The sequence below is a fragment of the Shewanella sp. Isolate13 genome (assembly GCF_022398325.1).
In the GTDB taxonomy this organism is placed as follows: Bacteria; Pseudomonadota; Gammaproteobacteria; order Enterobacterales; family Shewanellaceae; genus Shewanella.
Map to the genome: position 1 here is coordinate 148,898 of NZ_JAKEVD010000006.1, position 19,268 is coordinate 168,165.

Genomic DNA, 19,268 nt, shown 5'->3' on the forward strand with positions numbered 1-19,268 from the left:
TGGTAACAGTTCCTTACGAGTCATAGCGCCTATAACTAAGCAAGATCTTTATACACTCAGCTTTAACTGTTTGCCTTACTAGGCTCCATCCTCCTACCTACGTGATTCCCTAATTAAATTAATGACTTAGACGGAGTGAAAGGCTAAGCGCTATTTAGCTCTGCTTTTTCATTGCTAAACACTCTGATTCTCAGACACTAAGCCTAAGGTTCAAAAGAAAACTGCACCAAGTGTAACAAGCGTTACAGCAGCAACTTGAACACTATCTAAAAATAACCCCCTAGCAAACAAGCAGTTAGAGAAACACTCAAAATCTTTCTGTTTCACCTCTGAAACATCTCATTCCAGACTAGGTGCTAAAAAATAAAGATTACTCTTAATATTCAGCCACATACATCTATGGCTTGGGGTTTGCTTACTCTCTTAGCATAAGTTTGAATTCGCCCTCACTGAAGTTAATTGCTAGCGCTCTTTTCAGTCAGGTAATCAGCCTTATCGGCAAACTGCCGACAGTGGCGTGACCATGGGGCCACGTCAAATTTTGATACACAACAAGTAAAGATTTTATTGGTAAAAATTGACAAAAACTAAGCACGTTTTATCCATATTCACTTATTAAGATGGTAAATATTATGAAACGATTTAAATGCAAACGACTTATCGGCGCGCTAGGTATTGCGCTTATAAGCTCTACCACCCTCTATAGTGTGACGAGCCTGTCAACCGCAGATGCCGCAGCCTATGACTGGCTTGGCATGAGCGAAGACCCGACTAAATTCTGTATGGCCGATGCCTATCTGATGAAAGACGGTAATAAACTGGCACAAGACTCATTAAACTGTACTGCGAATGATGTGGAAATCACTCGAGTCACTCCAACCGACCCTAACGCCGAATGTAACTTAGGTGAAGTGTTCACCTTCAACGCCGATGTAACGGTACGGACTAATGCGAACGAACGTTGGGATACGACTTTCTATCTACCTTTGACCGAGCAAAGCCCACAAGTTGTACAAGGTGCAGGCCTTCGTAACTGTAGCATGATCTTGCCAATCCCAGGTGACAGCGGTCAGGCAGCCGATGTTCAGCTAGACGGCGACCAATGTGGCGATATCACCAAGGCGTTAGGCCCAGATGAATATGTGCTAACCAACGAGCCAATCACCATGTTATGTGCCGACGCAGATGGTAATAATCAGGCAGACTTCACCTATTGTGCGGCTTGGGACAACATAGATAGAGATAATTGTACCTATGAAGAAGACCCTTACGCCGGTCAGATCCCTAACAACAAATCAAAATGTAACTGTGACACCTTTAATATTGATGTCTTTATTAAACCTACCCCACCGGTCATCACTAAAACACTCACAAGTGTCTCAACCCGTAGTGAGCCAGGTGGCACCTTTAGCTATACCGTTAGCTTTACTAACCCTAATGCCCAAACTTCGCTATTTATCAAATCGTTAAGTGATGAAATTGATATCGGCGCAGAAGGTGGTTTTGATACATCAATTGATCTTTGGGGTTCACCTGTCAGTGTCAATCCAAACGTTGATGGACTGTATCTAACGGCGACTAACTGTTCAATGCCAGCTAACGGCGGTGAAATTCTGCCTAGTGCCACATACAGTTGTGCCTTCACGGTACATATTGTCGACCGGGACTTACCTAATGACCAAAGTCCTGAACTCTATGATGACTTAGTCATGCTATCACTTGAGGATAAGAATGGTGATGCCGTTGTTAATGGCGATAGCTGTTCTGCTATTTCAAGCAGTGTTGCAGGCGATCATTGTAGTAACGAGGTCAGAGTGCAGATCACCAACCTACCTCCAGCAATTACCGTGACCAAGACGGCTAATCCAACTGAGGTTTTAGAGCCTGGAGCTAATGTTGAGTTTACCATTGAAGTCCAAAATGATGCCGCATTCTGGGATTCTCCACTCACCCTAACCGTGTTAGATGACACCGACTTTGGCGATCTTCTTGCCGATGAGTGTTCTGCAGTCTCCAAAACTATTGCCTTAGGTGGTACTTATACCTGTAAGTTCACCAAATTTATTGGCGGTGATGCTGGCGATAAGCACTCTAATACCGTGTCCGCAAAAGCGATTGATGATGAGCATGATGAGGCGATGGGTAATGATTCTGCCATGGTCGATATCCGTGACGTACCATCGTCAATCACTCTTGTTAAGACAGCAAACCCAACAGAGGTATTAGAAACCGGTGACGATCCAAATAACTACAGCAACGTTAGCTATAACTTTGAATTTAGTGTCAATGCTGCGGGTGTGGATGACGTGACCTTCACGAGTCTAACAGATATTCCATTCGGTACCCTAACCGGTGACTGTATGGTTGATAGCAAAAATGGTAGCCCTATCACTCCAACAGCACTTAATGGCTTTATATTACAGCCTGGCGAGTATGCAAGCTGTGATATCATCAAAGGTCTACAGGGTAATGCGGGTGATACTCACGAAAATACGGCTACCATCAGAGGTGTCGATGAAGACGGTCAAGATGTCGATGCATCTGATAATGCACTTGTGACCTTTACACCTCAGGCTCCAGATACAGATATGGCATTCGCAACTAGCATGCTAGTCGTGTTAGAACTGACTAATGCCGGTGTCGAGGATGTGACCTTAACAGAACTCACAGTGAAGGGTGTAACAGTTGCCCATAATAATATCCACTCAGAGTTTATCATCCTCAATGCTGCCAACGGTGAACATGCAGGTGTCTCTTACTCACCTTGTGCTATCGGTACGGTACTTGGCTATAACGGTTCAGGTAGTGAACACTATACCTGTGCCTTTACCATAGAACTTAAACCGGGTGTGGAAAACACTGACCCAATCACATTCCTATCTGCAGGGGTCGATGGTATCGTCGCTGTGGTAGAAGATGATGAAGGTTCGCAGATTGTCAATGGCGTGACTGTTGAAGTTAATACCGTTGAGTAAAAAACTGAACTCAGCCATTAACAGTACTTATATTTACAGTACTTGTATTTACTGCACTATGATTAACAGTACATAAGCTTGAAATGACAAGAGGGCAACGGTAAACACCGCCGCCCTCTTTATTTATCATTCTCTAGGAGGATAAACTTGATAGTAAAACCCTATCACAGGTTATTTTTTACCGTTACCATGGCCGTTGCCATTACCGCCACCGCCAGAGCCTGAGCTAGTTAGACTTAAGCTAACAGACGCCGTTGCCGTCTTATCACCGTCGCTGATGGTATAGCTGAAACTATCACCACTCTTGAAGCTCTTTGCCGGTGAATAAATCACTTGACCACTGCCACTAATCTGCACACTTCCCTTTGACCCCTGACTCACTGAAACAATCGTCAGTTCATCATTCTCAGCATCCCAGTCATTGGCTAGCACATCGATAGCCACTGATGTTTTAGATGACATAGTCACACTATCGCTAACCGCCACCGGCGCAGTATTCACAGCAGACTTAACCGTATAACTTACACTGGTTTTTCCTAAATACTCGGCTTCACTCACATTCTGAGCATTAAGGCCAATATTAACTGCTCCAGCTTCTGCCTCGGTATCCGATGTCACGCTAATATTGACTTTAGTACTCGCTCCAGGCGCTAACGTCACTCGTGTAGAACTAGCACTCCAGCCACTTGGCACATCGGCAAACAGAGTAAATACAGCCTCAGGACACGCTTCACTGTCTTGGCTCGTTACTGTAGCGCTATAACTCACCTGAGTCCCTGCTGTAACCTCGCCCCCTTGAGGGTTTGATACCACAATCGATGGCGCGGCCAGTGTACAAGTAGGCAGTGGCTTTGCAACCGTATAGCTTGCGATATCATTGCCAATATAGCGATTATCGAGACGGTTTGTCGCGCTCATATCGAAATCATACGTGCCATCTTGCGCAACTGTCGATGACTCAACGTTCAAACTAATATTGCGGCTCTCACCAGGCGCGAGACTCACCCCAAGGCTATCTGCACGCCAACCAGCTGGCACATTGGCTGTCACATCAAAGTCACTGCTTGCACAACTGCTGCTATCTTGACTGGTAATAGTTCCTCGATAAGTTGCAGCCTCACCGGGAGCCAGCTCACCACTATTATCAACCGACAAGACAAATCTTGGGCTTGCCATGACGCAGGCCTCGATAGGCGAGTCAACAACATAGCTTACGATACCAGTCTGAGTGTACTCACTGTTACTACTGTCAACCGCAGTGATGGCGATATCATAAAAGCCATCGGTAGCAGCCGCTGCCGAACTCACATTCAAGCTCACAGTACTGCTCTTCCCTGGCGCCAAGCTGAGACTATTTTGTGTCGCCGCCCAGCCACTCGGCACTACAGCTGACACCATATAATCAGATATCGCACAATCAGCACTGTCATTATTGGTTACCGTTGCGCTGTAGGTCACAAGCGCTCCTGCTTCAACCCATGCACTTTCATTAGGCTGTAATGACAAGCTCGGACTCGCCTTAACACAGCTTAAACCCGAATAGCTAACACTGACGCTGGCACCTGAAGCATCGGCCCACTCAGTAGTAATCGTTACGCCGGCATCTGGATCGGTATAACTTGTTCCCGCCAACAAGGCTGCATCATCAAAATCATAAATACCACTATTTGGTGTCATATCGATGAGCAGGTTACTCTGCATATCATTTTCAGTCGCTAGGTGTAATACCACACCATCAGTAATACCACTTTTGCCCGCAAGAAAATCGTCGAAACCTATCGCCTGACGATACTCAATGTAATACCACAGAGGTAAGCCAGTATCGGCATCGGTACCGCGTCGTACCTTAAGTCCCTTAGCGATGCCTGCTGGCAAAGTTTCATAAGGCTCAAGCTGATAACTACCGTCACCTTCGGCAGTAACTATCCCTCCAGTAGCAGGCGTTATCCAACCAAGCTGCTGTTTGCTAAACGCATTGAAATGTCCCGTTACTCCAGATTTACCCATGATATCCATGGTGTCGCCATACTCAAATGACATACAACGGCCCGTTAATACGCCTTCAGAGCAGTCATAATCCTTAGCATGATATAACCCAAAGTTGTGTCCCAACTCATGGCCAACGGTACGCAGCGTCATTGAGCCGTTGATAAAGGCACGAGAAGGTTTTCCACCGATCGTCCCCTGACCTGTCCAGCCACAATCTGAATTCTCCGGATAGATATACACTAGACGATCATAGTCAGAAATGTTGACGCCACTATCGATTATCGCTTGACGGCCATAGTTATCGATATCGTTGGTTCGACATGTCGCATCGATTGGCAGTGTAAAGTAACCTTGCACGTCACCGCTTAACCAAGTCTGACCGTAAGATGCTTCTAGGTAGTAGTCGTTGACAGTCCCAAATACCAGTTCCTGCGCTTCTGCTGTCGTCCAAGGCTGACTAGTGTTGTTCTGAAAGTTAACCAGTGCAACTAGTGTACGCTGCTCACCAATAGTATTAGGCAAGCTAGATGTCGAAACGCTCATTACATCCGTGCCAGCGACAAGCTGCAAACTATCGCTTTCATCGTTGAGCACTAACGCGCTAGTTTCTGTTTGATCAGTATTGCTCCCTTTAAACATCCAACCTTTAACTTTAATGTGAGCGCCTGTTTTCAGCTGCTCAAACTTAGCTCCTTTAGGAAGATGTAAGTCTACCGAGCCATTCTCAGTTATTAACGAGTGACGCAGCTGGCTATGGCTACCATCCTCATAATCTACATATGACTGCTGCAACTCACCTCTAAGCTCACGCTTTTGAGTCAGCATAGCCAATACATCTTTTGGCATGCCAGCTCTGGCGGACTCTGGCAATACAGCACGAACTGCCGCTTGAGGATCGGTTTTAACCAAATCGTTGAGCAATCCCTGACGGGTTTTGGCCTGTTCAACTAATTGCTGTTTAAGCTGCTGCTTGTTTGGCTTACTCGCATGACGAAACTCAGCCATACTACTGGCAAGCAGCAAGGTCTGATCTTCAACCCGTTGTTTATGGGGATTTGCTTTCCAGCCCTGAGCATGACCTTGCTTTTGAGCATATCCATGAACATGGCTATGACTGGCCGAGCTATTATTGTTTGGGGTGCTAGAATATCTGGCATCGGCAGCCGATGCGGCAGTAGAAGCGACTGAAAAAGTGAAGGCAGAGAAGGCCAATAATGTTGTGACCGATAGCTTCAAAATTGTGGCAGCCGAATGCGATGCCAATTTGACATTTTTGTTATTCAAATATCATTACCCCTAAGAGTCGAACGTACTTATTTAAACCTGCCTAACGACAGATTTCTCATTTTGGTATTATCGGTATGAAAATTAATAAATAATCATAATGCAAAGGACGAAAACCCTTGCTGGCTCTGGGTTTGACCGGAGCAACCTGGCGGCATACTAGCAAAGAGGCAGATTGGATTACAAACATGAATTGATCATTTTTTGATCGATCGAACACTTTTTAACCGCTTATTCCACTAAGTAATTGATAAGCGACATTCGATCAAAAAAGTAATTTTCTGGTGATAATTTATACAGAACTATAATTGGGCTTTTATAAGACTTGAGTTTTGACAATCGCAGCGCTAATAGCAGCACTCTGCAAACCTATGATATGAAATCCGATAAACGGCATTAGCTATCCAATGTAAAAAAAGCGCCATTTAGGCGCTTTTCGATGATAGTAAAACTTACTCGACTAACGGCTCTGCTTTGTTTTCTAATAGCACTGGAATACCATCATTAATTGGGTAAACAAGCTTATCTGCTTTACAGATCAGCTGTTGGGCGTCTTTGTTGTATTCAAGCTTGCCTTTACATACTGGGCACGCAACGATTTCGAGTAGTTTTTTATCAAATGCCATTTCGAATACCTTTACTTATCTGCTACTAACCGATCTATTTTAGCGAGTAGTTGTTGATCAAATGAGGCGGATAGCTTCGCATCTACGGCGAGATACCACCAGTTATCTTTTGCAAAATCGCGACATTTCACCGCATCTTTTTCTGTCATGGCCAAGATACGACCACGCGCGAGTTCATTTAGCACTGATTCACTGTAAGTACTATGGTCGTCAAAGACTTGGGTTTGCTCCAATTGGTAACCTTGGGCAGTTAACGTATCGAAAAAACGCTGTGGATTACCAATCCCTGCCATCGCGACCAGTGGCGAGTCTGTAGTCGGACTCCCTCCAGCATCATACTGACTCGAAACAGGTAACCATGCTGATGGATGCAGTGTCATCTGCACCTCTCCTTGCAAAGCCCTGCCGCCATTAACGATGATGTGGTCCACACTTTGTAAGCGCCAAGCCCCTTCTCTAAGTGGGCCTGCTGGCAGTAACATGCCATTACCGAAGCGGCGTTCACCATCGAGAATAACCAGCTCAATATCTCGAGCCAATTGATAGTGTTGTAGGCCATCGTCACTGATGATGATATCAACATCAAATTCAGCTAATAGCTTATTTGCCGCATCGACTCGTTTAGCCCCAACCACCATAGGCACCTGCGTACGCTTAACTATCATCGATGGCTCATCGCCTACCGTATCAGCGGAATCTTCAGGCAGAACCGCTCTGACACCATCAATCTCGACCCCATAGCCACGGCTGATCACCCCAGGCTTTAAGCCGTGCTTTCTGAGTAACTCGATAAGATAGATAACAGTTGGCGTTTTACCGCTGCCGCCAACGGTAATATTTCCGACGATAATCACTGGCACGGGGAGTTTTATCGCCTTCTTGAGTCCTAAGCGGAACAGTAGGCGTCGAAACCCTGTGATAGCGGAAAATAGTAAGGCAAGAGGCCACAACACAAACCTAAGCGGGTGGCCCTGATACCATAACTTATTAACCCAAGACTGCATCTAGCTACCAAACTGCATCTGATACAGATTAGCGTAAACGCCGCCTTTAGCCAGCAAGGCTTCGTGGTTACCACGTTCAACAATCTGTCCTTGATCAACCACCAGAATTTGATCGGCACTTTCAATAGTTGATAAACGGTGAGCGATCACGATAGAGGTACGGTTTTGACGCAGATTATCTAAGCCCTGTTGAATCGCCTTCTCTGACTCGGTATCGAGTGCAGAGGTCGCCTCATCAAGAATTAATACCGGCGCATTACGCAAAATCGCGCGTGCAATCGCAATACGTTGTCTCTGACCGCCAGAGAGCATCACGCCATTTTCACCAATTTGGGTGTCTAAACCCTGCTCCATCGGCTCAATAAACTCCATCGCATGGGCAAGCGTGGCCGCCTCGATGATCTGCTCTCTTGTCGCGACACCTGGATAGGCGTAAGCAATATTGTTGGCAATCGTGTCGTTAAACAAGGTCACTTGCTGGGAAACCAGTGCTACCTGACTGCGTAACGTCTTAAGCTTATAATCATCGATATTTTGGCCGTCGAGCGTAATCTCCCCCGCCTTAAGACCGGTGTAGAAGCGGGTCACTAGACTGGCAATAGTCGACTTGCCCGAACCTGAGCGGCCAACCAATGCAAGAGTCTGCCCCTGCTCAACTTTAAAGTCGATATTGTTAAGTGCTAACTTTTCCTGTCCAGGATAACTAAAGTCCACATGGTTAAAGGCAAGCTCGCCTTTAACGCGCTCAACTTCCACTGTACCTGTATCACTTTCAGGCTCGGTATCGAGTAACTCAAATACCGTGGTACAGGCGGCAATACCGCGCTGAAATTCAGCGTTAACACGGGTGAGGTTTTTAATCGGCTGCAGCATAGCAAGCATGGCACCTAAAATGGTGGCAAAGGTACCAGCAGTAAGCTCGGCTTTCATGCTGTCGATGCTGGCAGCATATAGCACAAATGCCAACGCAAAAGAGCCGATAATCATCACTAGCGGCTGACTAATGGCCTGCGCCGTTGCCAGCTTCATGGTTTGATAACGGTTTTGACCATTTACTTTAGCGAAACGCTTGGCTTCCGTTTCTTGACCGCCGAAAGAAAGCACATTCTTATGGCCTTTGATCATCTGCTCGGTAGCTGCTGTCACACCGCCCATGGCTGTTTGAATCTGTTTAGAGACCTTTCTGAAACGACGGCTGACGACGGTGATCACTACGCCGATAATGGGGCCAACAACCAAGATCACCAAAGATAATTTCCAAGAGAAATAGAACATGATTGCAATCATGCCGATGACTGTGATGCTATCACGAACGATAGTGATAAGCGCGCTGCCCGACGCGCGAGCAATTTGTTCGGTGTCATAGGTGACGCGAGAGATCAGGTTACCCGTGTTTTCTGAGTCCATATAACTCACAGGTAGAGTCAGATAGTGCTCAAACACCTCTTGACGCATATCCATGATCACCCGTGCACTCATGTAGGAGATGCAATAGGTCGATAGAAAGTTGGCAAGACCACGAAGCGAGAATAATCCGATAACCACGAACGGCGCCATCATTAGGACATCACTCGATGAGTTGAAACCACCGCTCGTGCCTAAGTCTATACTACTGATCCCACCAGCAGCTTGAGCCGCCTGTCCAGCTTGGCCGCCAAAGCCTTCATCGATGAAAGGCTTAATCACCGCAATAAAAGTGGCATCGACAAGGGCGTACATTGCAAGGCCAATGATGGCAAAAGCTAATACTGCTTTAAGAGGCTTTAAATACCCTAGTAGGCGCTTAAAAACAGTCCAGACTTCATTTTTAGAAGATGTTGTCATTGAGGAATTAACATATTGGCAAAAGAAGCATTCTACTCTGGATTTTTAATCAGGCCAAACCTAAACACTTGGTTATACCAAAATGGTGCAAAATCTGACCGACAAGTACGAATTTTCATAGTTTTTCGATTAAATAAAATACTTATCTGTCCTGAATCTCCACTAGTTAAAGTCGAAATATTTCGTTTTTGGTAACGCTCAACGACCTCTTTTCTAGGAAATCCCCAACGGTTTCGAAACCCTGCAGGAAAAACAACCAAATCTGGTGATACCGCATCGATAAACACTTCGGTGGATGAGGTCTTACTACCATGGTGCGGCGCAATTAACACTTGGCTTTGTAAGTTAACACCGCGATTATGCATGTTAGCGATTAACTTCAGTTCAGCGCTTCTTTCTATATCGCCACTGAGTAACACACTGTTGCTCATATCACTCACCCTAATCACACATGAACCGTTGTTACCCGGTGTTGCCTCACTCGGCGCTAACACCTCTAATGCGAGACTTTGCCATTGAAGCGTCTTAGGTCTACAGCTAACTTGCTGAGCCCGTGTCAGTTCAACCCCAAGCTCAGTAGGCAGATCAGAGATCACCTTGACCTTAGGATAATGCCTGATAATCACCTCTGCCCCACCCGCATGATCATTATCCCCATGACTCACGATTAAATAGTCCAGTTGCTGGATCCCATGACTCTTTAGAAATGGCTGCAGCACGCGCTCTGCATAACTAAAATTGTTGCCATAACGCGCACCGGTATCATAGATAATGGCTCGCCTATTCTGCTCTATGACGAGCGATAATCCCTGACCCACATCAAGCAGATGAACTTGCCAGCGCTTATCGTCAATGGGCAGCAACTTAAACATGATCGTGAGTAACAAGGGAATGAACATCACCGACAGTATGGCTCGCCATCGCCCTTGTTTAAAATTGACCATAAGGTAAAGGCCTATTAATGCCATCATTAAAGCGGCAATCACGTCGCTGGCAAGATCGATCCACATAAAGCCAACAGAACTGCTGTAGTCCAATATACTGACCACTGGCGACATAATATAAGCCGCAAGGCTAAATACGCCCGCAGCCGATAAACCTAAGTGGGTCAGCAGAATAAAAAGCAATAATGACAACAGGCTTATAGGAATGAGCAACAAGGTAAACCAAGGGACTAGTAGCAGGTTCACAACCAAGCTGGCGAGTGATGCACCAGAAAAAAAGATCGCTTGAACCACACACAGCCCAAGGGTTAAGCGCCACTGCACCGCCCAAAAAGAGAGACCTGCCGTACGAAGCTTATTCCACAAAGCCAAATGCCGACTTGGGGCAAGGCTCACATCGGTGGAAAAGCCCATATTGGCGCTGTAAGCCTCATCGCTAAACCGATACTGAGTCACCGTGAGTAAGATGATCGCCAAAGCACTAAAAGATAGCCAAAAACCTGCACTAAGCATACTCAAGGGGTCAAGCACGAGAACGATAAAGAGTGCATAAAGTAGCCTCTCCCAACTTGAGGAGTGTGTTTTCAATACACTCGAACAGATAAATGCCAGCAGCATGATCAGCGCTCTTTGTGTCGAAACGGAAAAGCCTGCAAGGTATGCGTACCCTATCGCTCCTAGAGCTGATACCGCCAAACACAGCAGCCAATTTCTGCGACTATTGACAGCCGAGTATCGATACAGAAAAAAACGAGCCAAGATCAACAACCAAAGCGATACCACCGAAAGGTGTAAACCTGAGATAGCAAACAGATGGCCCGTCCCCGTATTTCGAAGCTGCTGCCAACGTGTAGAAGAGATAAGACTCCTATCTCCTGCCACCAGCGCAAGTAATAAGTCGCCACTTTCCTCTTCGACCAACGCGGATTTCAATGCCGTAATTAACCTTGTACGGTAGCTTGGCGCGCTAGTTAGCATCTGACCACTAACAACCCAGCCTTTTCCTATAATATGTTTGGCTAGCAAATTCTTTTGTTGGTTAAAGCTGCCTTGATTTAACGTGCTGGTGATGGGCTTTGGCTTTATGGTTAACAACCAGCGCTGGCCCGGTGCCACGGGAGGCGCATCACGCCAAGTTAACCTAAGCTTTCTATTAAGAATATGGGGGGAAATCGGATCGATAAGCGTAATATCCATGCTGATCCGGTCGCCGTTTGTATGAACAAATGATATGATCTCTGACTCGACGTTCAATGTATCGACTCGTTCACCTGTATTCCAGCCCATTAATAATGCATAAAACAGGCTAATCCAACTAATCGCAATCAGGCTTCCAGCGATAAATGGCACACGCTTACAGGCGGTAATAGCCACAACGATAAGTACTGGCAGAATGTAGAGTGTAGGTAGAGCAGGCCAAAGCAATGCTGAAACTATAGTGATGCAGTAGCCGCACATAAATCGATTCATAGTAAGTAAGTTAAGACAGCAAATTGAAGTTATGCCAAAAAAAATAATTGAAAAGTTTATGCCTAAGCCGGAAACACTGCGCGAACACAAACACCTGCGCATGTTTGGCGATCTACTGCTAAAGCCCAATTTATGGACCTTAAATCGCCGTTCAGCCCCCGGCGCCTTTGCCGTTGGCCTGTTTGCGGCGTGGATCCCGATGCCCTTTCAAATGGTGTTGGCTGCCGCATTGGCAATCTTGTTTAACGTCAACCTTCCCCTAGCCGTTGCGCTGGTCTGGGTAACGAACCCGATCACCATGCCATTTATGTTCTATATCGCCTACCTTTTAGGCGCGACACTTTTAGGACATGAACCGCAGGCGTTTAATTTCGAAGCGAGCTGGCAGTGGGTCCAAGCCTCTGTTGAAACGATTGGCCCACCCTTTTTGTTAGGTTGCCTAGTGTTGGCTGGTATTTTTTCAGCTGGGGGCTATTTTGTAATTAAAAACCTCTGGAAATACTCGGTACTATTCAAATGGAAGAAGCGTTATAAATAATACCCATTTGAATTTCCCAATAAAAAAAGCAGCCATTTAGGCTGCTTTTTTATTGCTTAGCATCAGCCCTTGCAGGCAGCGACTAGCTCTAATTAGCGTCTTGCTTAGCTAAAACACTTTTCATCGAAGGCACAATTGTGGTTGGATCCAATCGCATCTGATACCAGTTAACTCGCCAATCGAGGTGCGGGCCAGTAGAGCGACCAGTGGAGCCCACCTCAGCGACTTTATCGCCCTGTTTCACCACATCGCCCTGTTTGACATACAGCTTACTCAAGTGCAGAAAAGTCGAGTTAACGCCATAGCCATGATCAATAATCATGGTGCCACCGGAATAGAACATATCTGGCACAGAAAGTGATATCACGCCATCGGCCGGAGCCACGACAACGGTTCCGGTCTTCGCCGCTACATCTACACCGTAGTGTGGCGTACCAGGCTTACCGTTATAAATACGCTGACTACCATAAACACCGGAGATCCTGCCTGTTAAGGGCCAAATAAACTGCTGATTGAAAGCATCACTTGCCGTAAATTGCGCCCTTGCGGCCTTAACCTGCTTAGAATCCTTTGCTGCACGCGCTTGCGCCTTAGGATCCGGCTTCATGATTTTTTTGCTGATCCCATTCACTTCCTGAATTCGGTATTGACGCTTTGTCAATTTTAGCGGCTTCAGTTCGGTTAAACCATCGGGGTAGATCAGTTTGAGCATCTGCTCAAGCTCAGCTTCTCTAGCAAAACCAAAGGCGAGCTGACCTTGAGCATTCACCTTTACCGGCTCATCATTTAAGAACACTTGTGTCCCAGGTTGCACCTTAGCTCGAATAAGCGCCCCCTGGGATAGCTCACCGTTTAACTCAATCGCAGCGCTGGCTTGAAAAGCCATGCTGGTCAACACACAGGTCAAAACTGTCCGAGTAAAAGCTCTCAAAGCCACTCCTTATATGCTTTATTTACTTACAGCAACATTCGCTGCTTTACTAACAATCGCGCCTTTACCAACGCCTTCATAGGCAATCACTTTAAAGTCACTGCTCGGTACCTTTTCAACCAAGGTTTGCGCCATATAATCAGCCAACAGCTCCACCGTCGTATCATGTGGAAGAATGTCACAACACCCTTTAGGCATAGCTAACTGAAAGTCACCCTGTGGTGCCTGATAATGAAATCCATAATGAGTGTCATCATTGACGACGGCTTGAGGAGACAAGGCTAGTGAACTGACTAACACCTGATCTTCTACCGTGGCTAAGTAGATATCCTGCCAACGCTTAGCCCAATACTCATCCCACTTGGGTGCCGCAACGCCATTTTCAAATACGGTAACCGGGCTACGATGACCGTGAGCGATTCGCTGGCAGTTACCATCATGTTTTTTCAAACCATGGCTGTAATGATAATAAGGCGCCTCGTGAATTTCATTTCTGAGAGTCAGCGAGATCCCTTCAACATTAGCGGGTAATGCCTCTTTTAATGCTTGCTGCAAAAATTTATTCACACTCTCAAAGTCGATTAGCTCGCTTGGAATAAGTGCAAAAGCCTCTGACGGACAAGCAAGATGTATATCGCCTTGTTGACTCGTAAAATCCATCCACACTCTGTCACCCTGCTGTTGCCAGCGAACTTCACTACAGGCTGTAGGGATCAGAAGACGATGGTCAGCCACGTTATCGATGGTGCTCTTAATGGTTCGTTTCACTTTCGCGAAATCGAGTACCATGTTCTGCTCATCTAAACCACCATCGAGTAGCACATCGACGATCCAGCTTTCTCCCACCATGCCTCTAATAGGACAAAGGTAAGAAAAATCGATAACGGTTAAATCTTTAACAAAGAGTTGCATTTGTGCTCCTAGGTAGAAAAACAGTCTACCTGCCTTAGTCCACGCAGCAATGGCCGCAGGATAAATGTACATAAATTGAGTCAAACAGGTATGACTCTTTTAATCATAGCCGTAGCTTACATTGAACAGAGATAACATTCGACTTTTTTAGCCTGAGTGCCTATCTATTCCCCTGTGAAACGATTCAATGCAGAAATAGGCTGCCAGAAACCTAAAATATAGCGACCAATCCTATATATTGATAAATATGACGCTACACAAGCTTCGCTCTTAACCATCAGGTAAGACTTAGTATGATGCTATACAAAAACAAAAAAACCGAGCACTTAAGGCTCGGTTTTTGTTACAACCATTGTCATGCTAACGCTTGAAGGGTTACTCCCCTTTTAGACGACGATCTAACTGATCTTTAAGGTTTGCTGGTACACCTTTAATGATAATGGTATCTGAGACAGGATCGTAAATAACTCTCTCGCCTAGGTGCTGGCCATCGAAACTTAATGTTACCCCGCCACCTGTACCAGAGAACTTTTTCAGCTGTCTTAGCGTTGGCTTATCCCCTGGGAACTCCTCTTCTAATCCATAATCACCGCCTTGGGCGAAATCATAGAAAGAGTCCATACCTTGATCTGCAAGCTCATCGGCTAAATCTTTAATTTGAATAGACTCACCTTCATCACAACGCTCTGTACAGTATTCAAATACGCGTTCACGGGCTTGTTGACGCTCATCTTTAGTCAGCTCGCTATTACCCACAAAATCTTCAACAGCATTCATCAACGACTTGTTCTGTGCCTTGGTATTCACACCTTCGACACAGCCCATGAAATCGAGGAAGAAATCGGCTACTTTACGCCCCGCACGACCGCGAATAAACGAGATATACTTTTTCGAATCAGGATCGGCTTGCCACTCAGTCAAATCGATTCGCGCAGCAAGTTGCACATTATTAAGATCTAAATGGGTATTTTGTGACAGCTCCATATCATCGAGTACTGTCATCGATGATTTTGCATTCAGTAATGAAACAAATAGGTAGTCACTCGTCATATAGGTATAGCAAGACAACAATAGGAAGCCGCCAGTACTAAAGTCATATTTAGCCAGCTCTTCTTGCAGTAACTTACCGGCGATGCCGGAAAACTCAACGAAGCCCAGCTCGCCACTACGGTATGTCGTTAGCGCTTCTTCAAATTTAGTGTTGGCTTCGCCGTCCTCTCCATTAATACCAAAATGACCAAACCCTTTACCCGCTTTGGTGGTATAGGTTTGATGCAACTCTTCTAGCATCGCCTCAACCGCTTGGCTGTTTAGCAGAGGTTGTGGACGTAATCGACAACTAAGTTGACCTTCACCATCTTGAGAAATGGAGTGGATAATTGCTTGTTCGACGTTAATACTCATTGAGCCTCGATAAATTTGGCAAGGAGCGTTAGCTTTTGCTCACGCTCTTATTGTAAGTAATTGATATTCAGTCATTGATACAGGTAGATATATCCGCCCTAAATCAACCACATTCTAATGCTCGCTATCATACCAGAGAGGCGTTAAAAATCTATATATCTTCAATCACGACTCTCACCTAAAAATCCATTTTCAACCACGATGCCCACTATCTAGCCTCGCCAAAAGCAGCAACTAGATGAGTTCCAATGCAGGCTGGAGTCTTCATAGAAACGCCAGTAAATATGCCACACAAACTCGGCTTTATGAGTAGCCGTGTGGCTCGATCAAACTGTTACGTTAAAAAGGGGAACAAAAAGTGCGGAGCTTCTGCAAAAAATCCGTTATTATATGCCGTTAATTAAGATTTTAAGTGAACCTTTATCATTATGGCTATTCAATCCAAATATTCTAACGCTCAAGTAGAGTCAATTATTGCAGAGTTACTTGCTGTTTTAGAGAAGCACCAATCTCCAACAGACCTAAGCCTAATGGCGTTAGGTAACTGCGTCACTCACCTTTTGCAAAACAAAGTTCCAGCAGAAGCTCGTGAAGTGGTTGCAGAGCAATTCGCTAAAGCATTATCACAGTCAGTAAAAGCTAACTAAGATAGAGACAGTTAAGCTGAACAAGTTAAGGCTAATCAACAAAGGTTAGCCTTCATAAAGCCTAAACAATAAATGGAACAACATGGTCGAGCGACAAAAACAGATTGGACGTGATCGCGTTTCACGCTTAGTAAGCTGGGGACATTGGTTTGCCTTTATTAATGGCCTACTCGCCATTATCGTTGGCTATCGCTACCTCGACACCATTGGACTTCCTGAATCTTTTATTGGCTGGGGCTACTTATTGATCAGCACCATAGGCCATTTCAGCTTCTTGGCTTTTATGGTCTATTTGGTTTTTGTGTTCCCAATAACCTTAATACTGCCTTATTCCAAGATCCTCAGGGGATATGCCGCAGTAGTAGCGACATTGAGCCTATGTCTATTGCTCTATGATACGGTTATCTATGATGACTATGGTCTTCACTTAAGCCCCTTTGTTTTTGATCTCGCATGGGCTGATTTAAATGCTCTGCTTCGAGGTACCTCATACATTATTACCCCTATTGCCATCTTGGTGATAGAGCTAACGCTGGCCAATTTCCTGTGGAAGCGAATCGAAAAAATCCGTAAGCGCAACGTCGGCAACAAGGTGGTTGCGATTGTTGGGATCTGCTTTGTCTCCAGCCACCTCATTCATATCTGGGGCGATGCTGCCGATGTCACCGAAATTACCCATTTTGATGACGCCTACCCGCTATCTTACCCAGCAACGGCAAAGAGCTTAATGGAAAGCTACGGCATCGAAGGTATTCAGGAACACCAAAGCCTGACTCCTCCTAAGTCTAGCCTGCAGTATCCGTTGGAGCCGATGCAGTGCAATGCCGATAGCCAACCCAATATATTAGTCATTGCGGTAGACAGCCTACGCGCCGATCTTGTTGATGAATCAACGATGCCGTTCCTGTCATCTTACGCAAAGAAAAATGTAAACTTTACTCAGCACCTCAGTGGCGGCAATCAGTTCAATAGTGGTATGTTTAGCTTGCTTTATGGTTTGCAAGGCAGTTACTCCAACGCCGTAGATTTACACTATCAAAGCCCGGTGTTAACTCAAGAGCTCGCCTCTAAGGGCTACAAGCTAGGGCTATTTAGCACTCAAGATACGCTAGCCGCGCCTCTAGCAATATACAAAGATTTTGAACGTGTCGATGCCGAGCATCTAAATAGCTATGCTAAGTCGGATCTACAGTCTATTGCCAACTGGCAACAATGGACCCGCTCCACTCACCAACCTTGGTTTAGCCTACTCAACTTAAAGTCCCCCGATAGCTACGATACGCCTATCGGCTTCCTCGGCATTAAGACAGTACAATCGGCGACCAAACTAAAACCGGCGCAAAAAGTGTTATTTAACCAATACCGTCAATCACTTAACTTTATTGATAAGCAAATTGAACAAGTCGTAACTAGCCTACCCGAAGGCACTATGGTGGTTATTACAGGTGTGAACGGCAAGATGTTTACCAGTAATTCAGATGAAGCAAGGGTTAACCTGTCTCCAGACAGTGTGCGTGTACCTATGATCATCCACTGGCCAAATGAAACCTTGCCCAAACAGATCAATTATCGTACAACGCACAACGGCTTAGTCCCAGCTATTTTGACCCAAATCCTAGGCTGTACTAATCCAGCATCAGACTATAGCTCAGATCAAAGCCTGATGCAGCCAAGCGACAAAACTTGGGTCTATGTTGGCGACCACCGCATATTTGCAATTTATCAGCCATCTGAAATCACAGTTATCGACCGCCACGGTAAATACCGGATCTACGACAGTGAGTATCGTAAACGCTTAAAGAAGAAAATGAGCGCCCCAGAGTTGATTGAGGTTATGCGTGAAGGACGTAGGCTTCATATCCACTAAAGATTATAAACTAAGCAAATGAACCGTTTAAAGCCATGAAGGGCTTGCACTAACAAAAATGACTTGATAAAGTGCTGGCTCTTCAGAACGCTCCCCCTTTTTGTTATAACAGGTTCTGTAGAATATCTCGGGATATGGCCTAGTCCGGTAAGGCGCTTGTCTGGGGGACAAGAGATCACAGGTTCAAATCCTGTTATCCCGACCAAATATAAACAAAAAAGCCAGCTAATCAGCTGGCTTTTTTGTGTCTGCGCTTTGTCGATTGCTAAATTTCAAACATAAAAAAAGCGCTGATATTACAGCGCTTTTAATCTTGCCTGAGCATTTACTCGTGACAGTCAGCACACTCTTTCATTGTTAGTTCAGGAGTGTGGATTTCTTTATCTAACTCGTGAGCACTTGCCATATCGTGGCAATCGTTACAGGTAGCAATGGTCGCTTCCATTTCAGTATGCTCTTCAACATTAATTGTCTCATGGCAATCTGTACAGTTTACAGCCATAGCTGAAGCAGAAAACGCTAACGCAGCAACCAAAGTTAAATATTTCATATGCATTCCTTAATATCGGAGTTATCGCACTTAATGTTTGTGTTATTACAAAACTGTTAAGGCTTATTTTTGTTAGTTCTGCCTAATAAATGAAAGACTTAATTTCTCAGCAGACTTGCCTACCATGATATGACTTAACCTTAATTGAAACTTAAATTTGGCGGTAGAGTTGAACAAAAGCTGAATAGCAGGGCGATGACTTTTAAAGGATGTGAGCAAGGTCTGACATATAGCCAAATTTGCCATTTTATTTTTCAAAATATCTAAAACTAAACCATCCCCAAATTTTATGAAGTAATAAGA

At 45.3% G+C, this 19,268-nt stretch carries 14 protein-coding genes and 1 tRNA gene; 5 read left to right on the plus strand and 10 right to left on the minus strand.

Annotation, left to right across the window (positions count from 1 at the left end; genetic code table 11):
* The first annotated feature begins 632 nt into the window (after positions 1–632).
* Complete coding sequence (locus L1D44_RS06240; protein ID WP_239889341.1) at positions 633–2,975, plus strand: hypothetical protein; 2,343 nt, start codon at positions 633–635, stop codon at positions 2,973–2,975.
* Between the two features lie 171 nt (positions 2,976–3,146).
* On the opposite strand, the gene L1D44_RS06245 is transcribed toward L1D44_RS06240, so the two are convergent.
* From L1D44_RS06245 to L1D44_RS06265, 5 genes are all read right to left on the minus strand, one after another.
* Positions 3,147–6,248 carry an Ig-like domain-containing protein gene (locus L1D44_RS06245; protein WP_239889342.1) on the minus strand — a complete coding sequence of 1,034 codons (3,102 nt, stop codon included), beginning with the start codon at positions 6,246–6,248 and terminating at the stop codon, positions 3,147–3,149.
* Between the two features lie 452 nt (positions 6,249–6,700).
* Positions 6,701–6,874 (minus strand): Trm112 family protein, encoded by a 174-nt coding sequence (locus L1D44_RS06250; RefSeq protein WP_239889343.1) that lies wholly within the window; start codon positions 6,872–6,874, stop codon positions 6,701–6,703.
* An 11-nt stretch (positions 6,875–6,885) separates the two neighbouring features.
* Positions 6,886–7,878: a tetraacyldisaccharide 4'-kinase gene (gene lpxK / locus L1D44_RS06255; protein ID WP_239889344.1), complete on the minus strand. Its 993-nt coding sequence runs from the start codon at positions 7,876–7,878 to the stop codon at positions 6,886–6,888.
* Positions 7,879–9,702 carry a lipid A export permease/ATP-binding protein MsbA gene (gene msbA / locus L1D44_RS06260; protein WP_239889345.1) on the minus strand — a complete coding sequence of 608 codons (1,824 nt, stop codon included), beginning with the start codon at positions 9,700–9,702 and terminating at the stop codon, positions 7,879–7,881.
* 32 nt (positions 9,703–9,734) lie between these two features.
* Positions 9,735–12,116 (minus strand): DNA internalization-related competence protein ComEC/Rec2, encoded by a 2,382-nt coding sequence (locus tag L1D44_RS06265; RefSeq protein WP_239889346.1) that lies wholly within the window; start codon positions 12,114–12,116, stop codon positions 9,735–9,737.
* Between the two features lie 31 nt (positions 12,117–12,147).
* On the opposite strand from L1D44_RS06265, the gene L1D44_RS06270 reads away from it, so the two are divergent.
* Positions 12,148–12,654, plus strand: coding sequence for a DUF2062 domain-containing protein (locus tag L1D44_RS06270; protein WP_239889347.1), 507 nt, complete (start codon positions 12,148–12,150; stop codon positions 12,652–12,654).
* An 88-nt stretch (positions 12,655–12,742) separates the two neighbouring features.
* Here the strand turns inward: L1D44_RS06270 and L1D44_RS06275 are convergent, their stop codons facing one another.
* From L1D44_RS06275 to yejK, 3 genes are all read right to left on the minus strand, one after another.
* Positions 12,743–13,540, minus strand: a complete 798-nt coding sequence (locus tag L1D44_RS06275; RefSeq protein WP_239889360.1) for a M23 family metallopeptidase — start codon at positions 13,538–13,540, stop codon at positions 12,743–12,745.
* A 63-nt stretch (positions 13,541–13,603) separates the two neighbouring features.
* The gene (locus tag L1D44_RS06280; RefSeq protein WP_239889348.1) at positions 13,604–14,497 is read right to left on the minus strand and encodes a 6-carboxytetrahydropterin synthase; all 894 of its coding nucleotides are present in this window, start codon (positions 14,495–14,497) and stop codon (positions 13,604–13,606) included.
* 375 nt (positions 14,498–14,872) lie between these two features.
* Positions 14,873–15,901: a nucleoid-associated protein YejK gene (yejK, locus tag L1D44_RS06285; RefSeq protein WP_239889349.1), complete on the minus strand. Its 1,029-nt coding sequence runs from the start codon at positions 15,899–15,901 to the stop codon at positions 14,873–14,875.
* A gap of 428 nt (positions 15,902–16,329) precedes the next feature.
* Here yejK and L1D44_RS06290 point away from each other — a divergent pair, with 428 nt between their 5' ends.
* From L1D44_RS06290 to L1D44_RS06300, 3 genes are all read left to right on the plus strand, one after another.
* The gene (locus L1D44_RS06290) at positions 16,330–16,548 is read left to right on the plus strand and encodes a YejL family protein (RefSeq protein WP_202723423.1); all 219 of its coding nucleotides are present in this window, start codon (positions 16,330–16,332) and stop codon (positions 16,546–16,548) included.
* A gap of 82 nt (positions 16,549–16,630) precedes the next feature.
* Positions 16,631–18,415, plus strand: a complete 1,785-nt coding sequence (locus tag L1D44_RS06295) for a DUF3413 domain-containing protein (RefSeq protein WP_239889350.1) — start codon at positions 16,631–16,633, stop codon at positions 18,413–18,415.
* Positions 18,416–18,543: 128 nt separating this feature from the next.
* A tRNA-Pro gene (locus L1D44_RS06300) sits at positions 18,544–18,620 on the plus strand.
* Positions 18,621–18,740: 120 nt separating this feature from the next.
* On the opposite strand, the gene L1D44_RS06305 is transcribed toward L1D44_RS06300, so the two are convergent.
* Both L1D44_RS06305 and L1D44_RS06310 read right to left on the minus strand, forming a co-directional pair.
* Positions 18,741–18,965: a cytochrome c3 family protein gene (locus L1D44_RS06305; protein WP_220767605.1), complete on the minus strand. Its 225-nt coding sequence runs from the start codon at positions 18,963–18,965 to the stop codon at positions 18,741–18,743.
* A 72-nt stretch (positions 18,966–19,037) separates the two neighbouring features.
* A partial coding sequence (locus L1D44_RS06310) for a hypothetical protein (protein ID WP_239889351.1) occupies positions 19,038–19,268 on the minus strand: 231 nt, incomplete at its 5' end.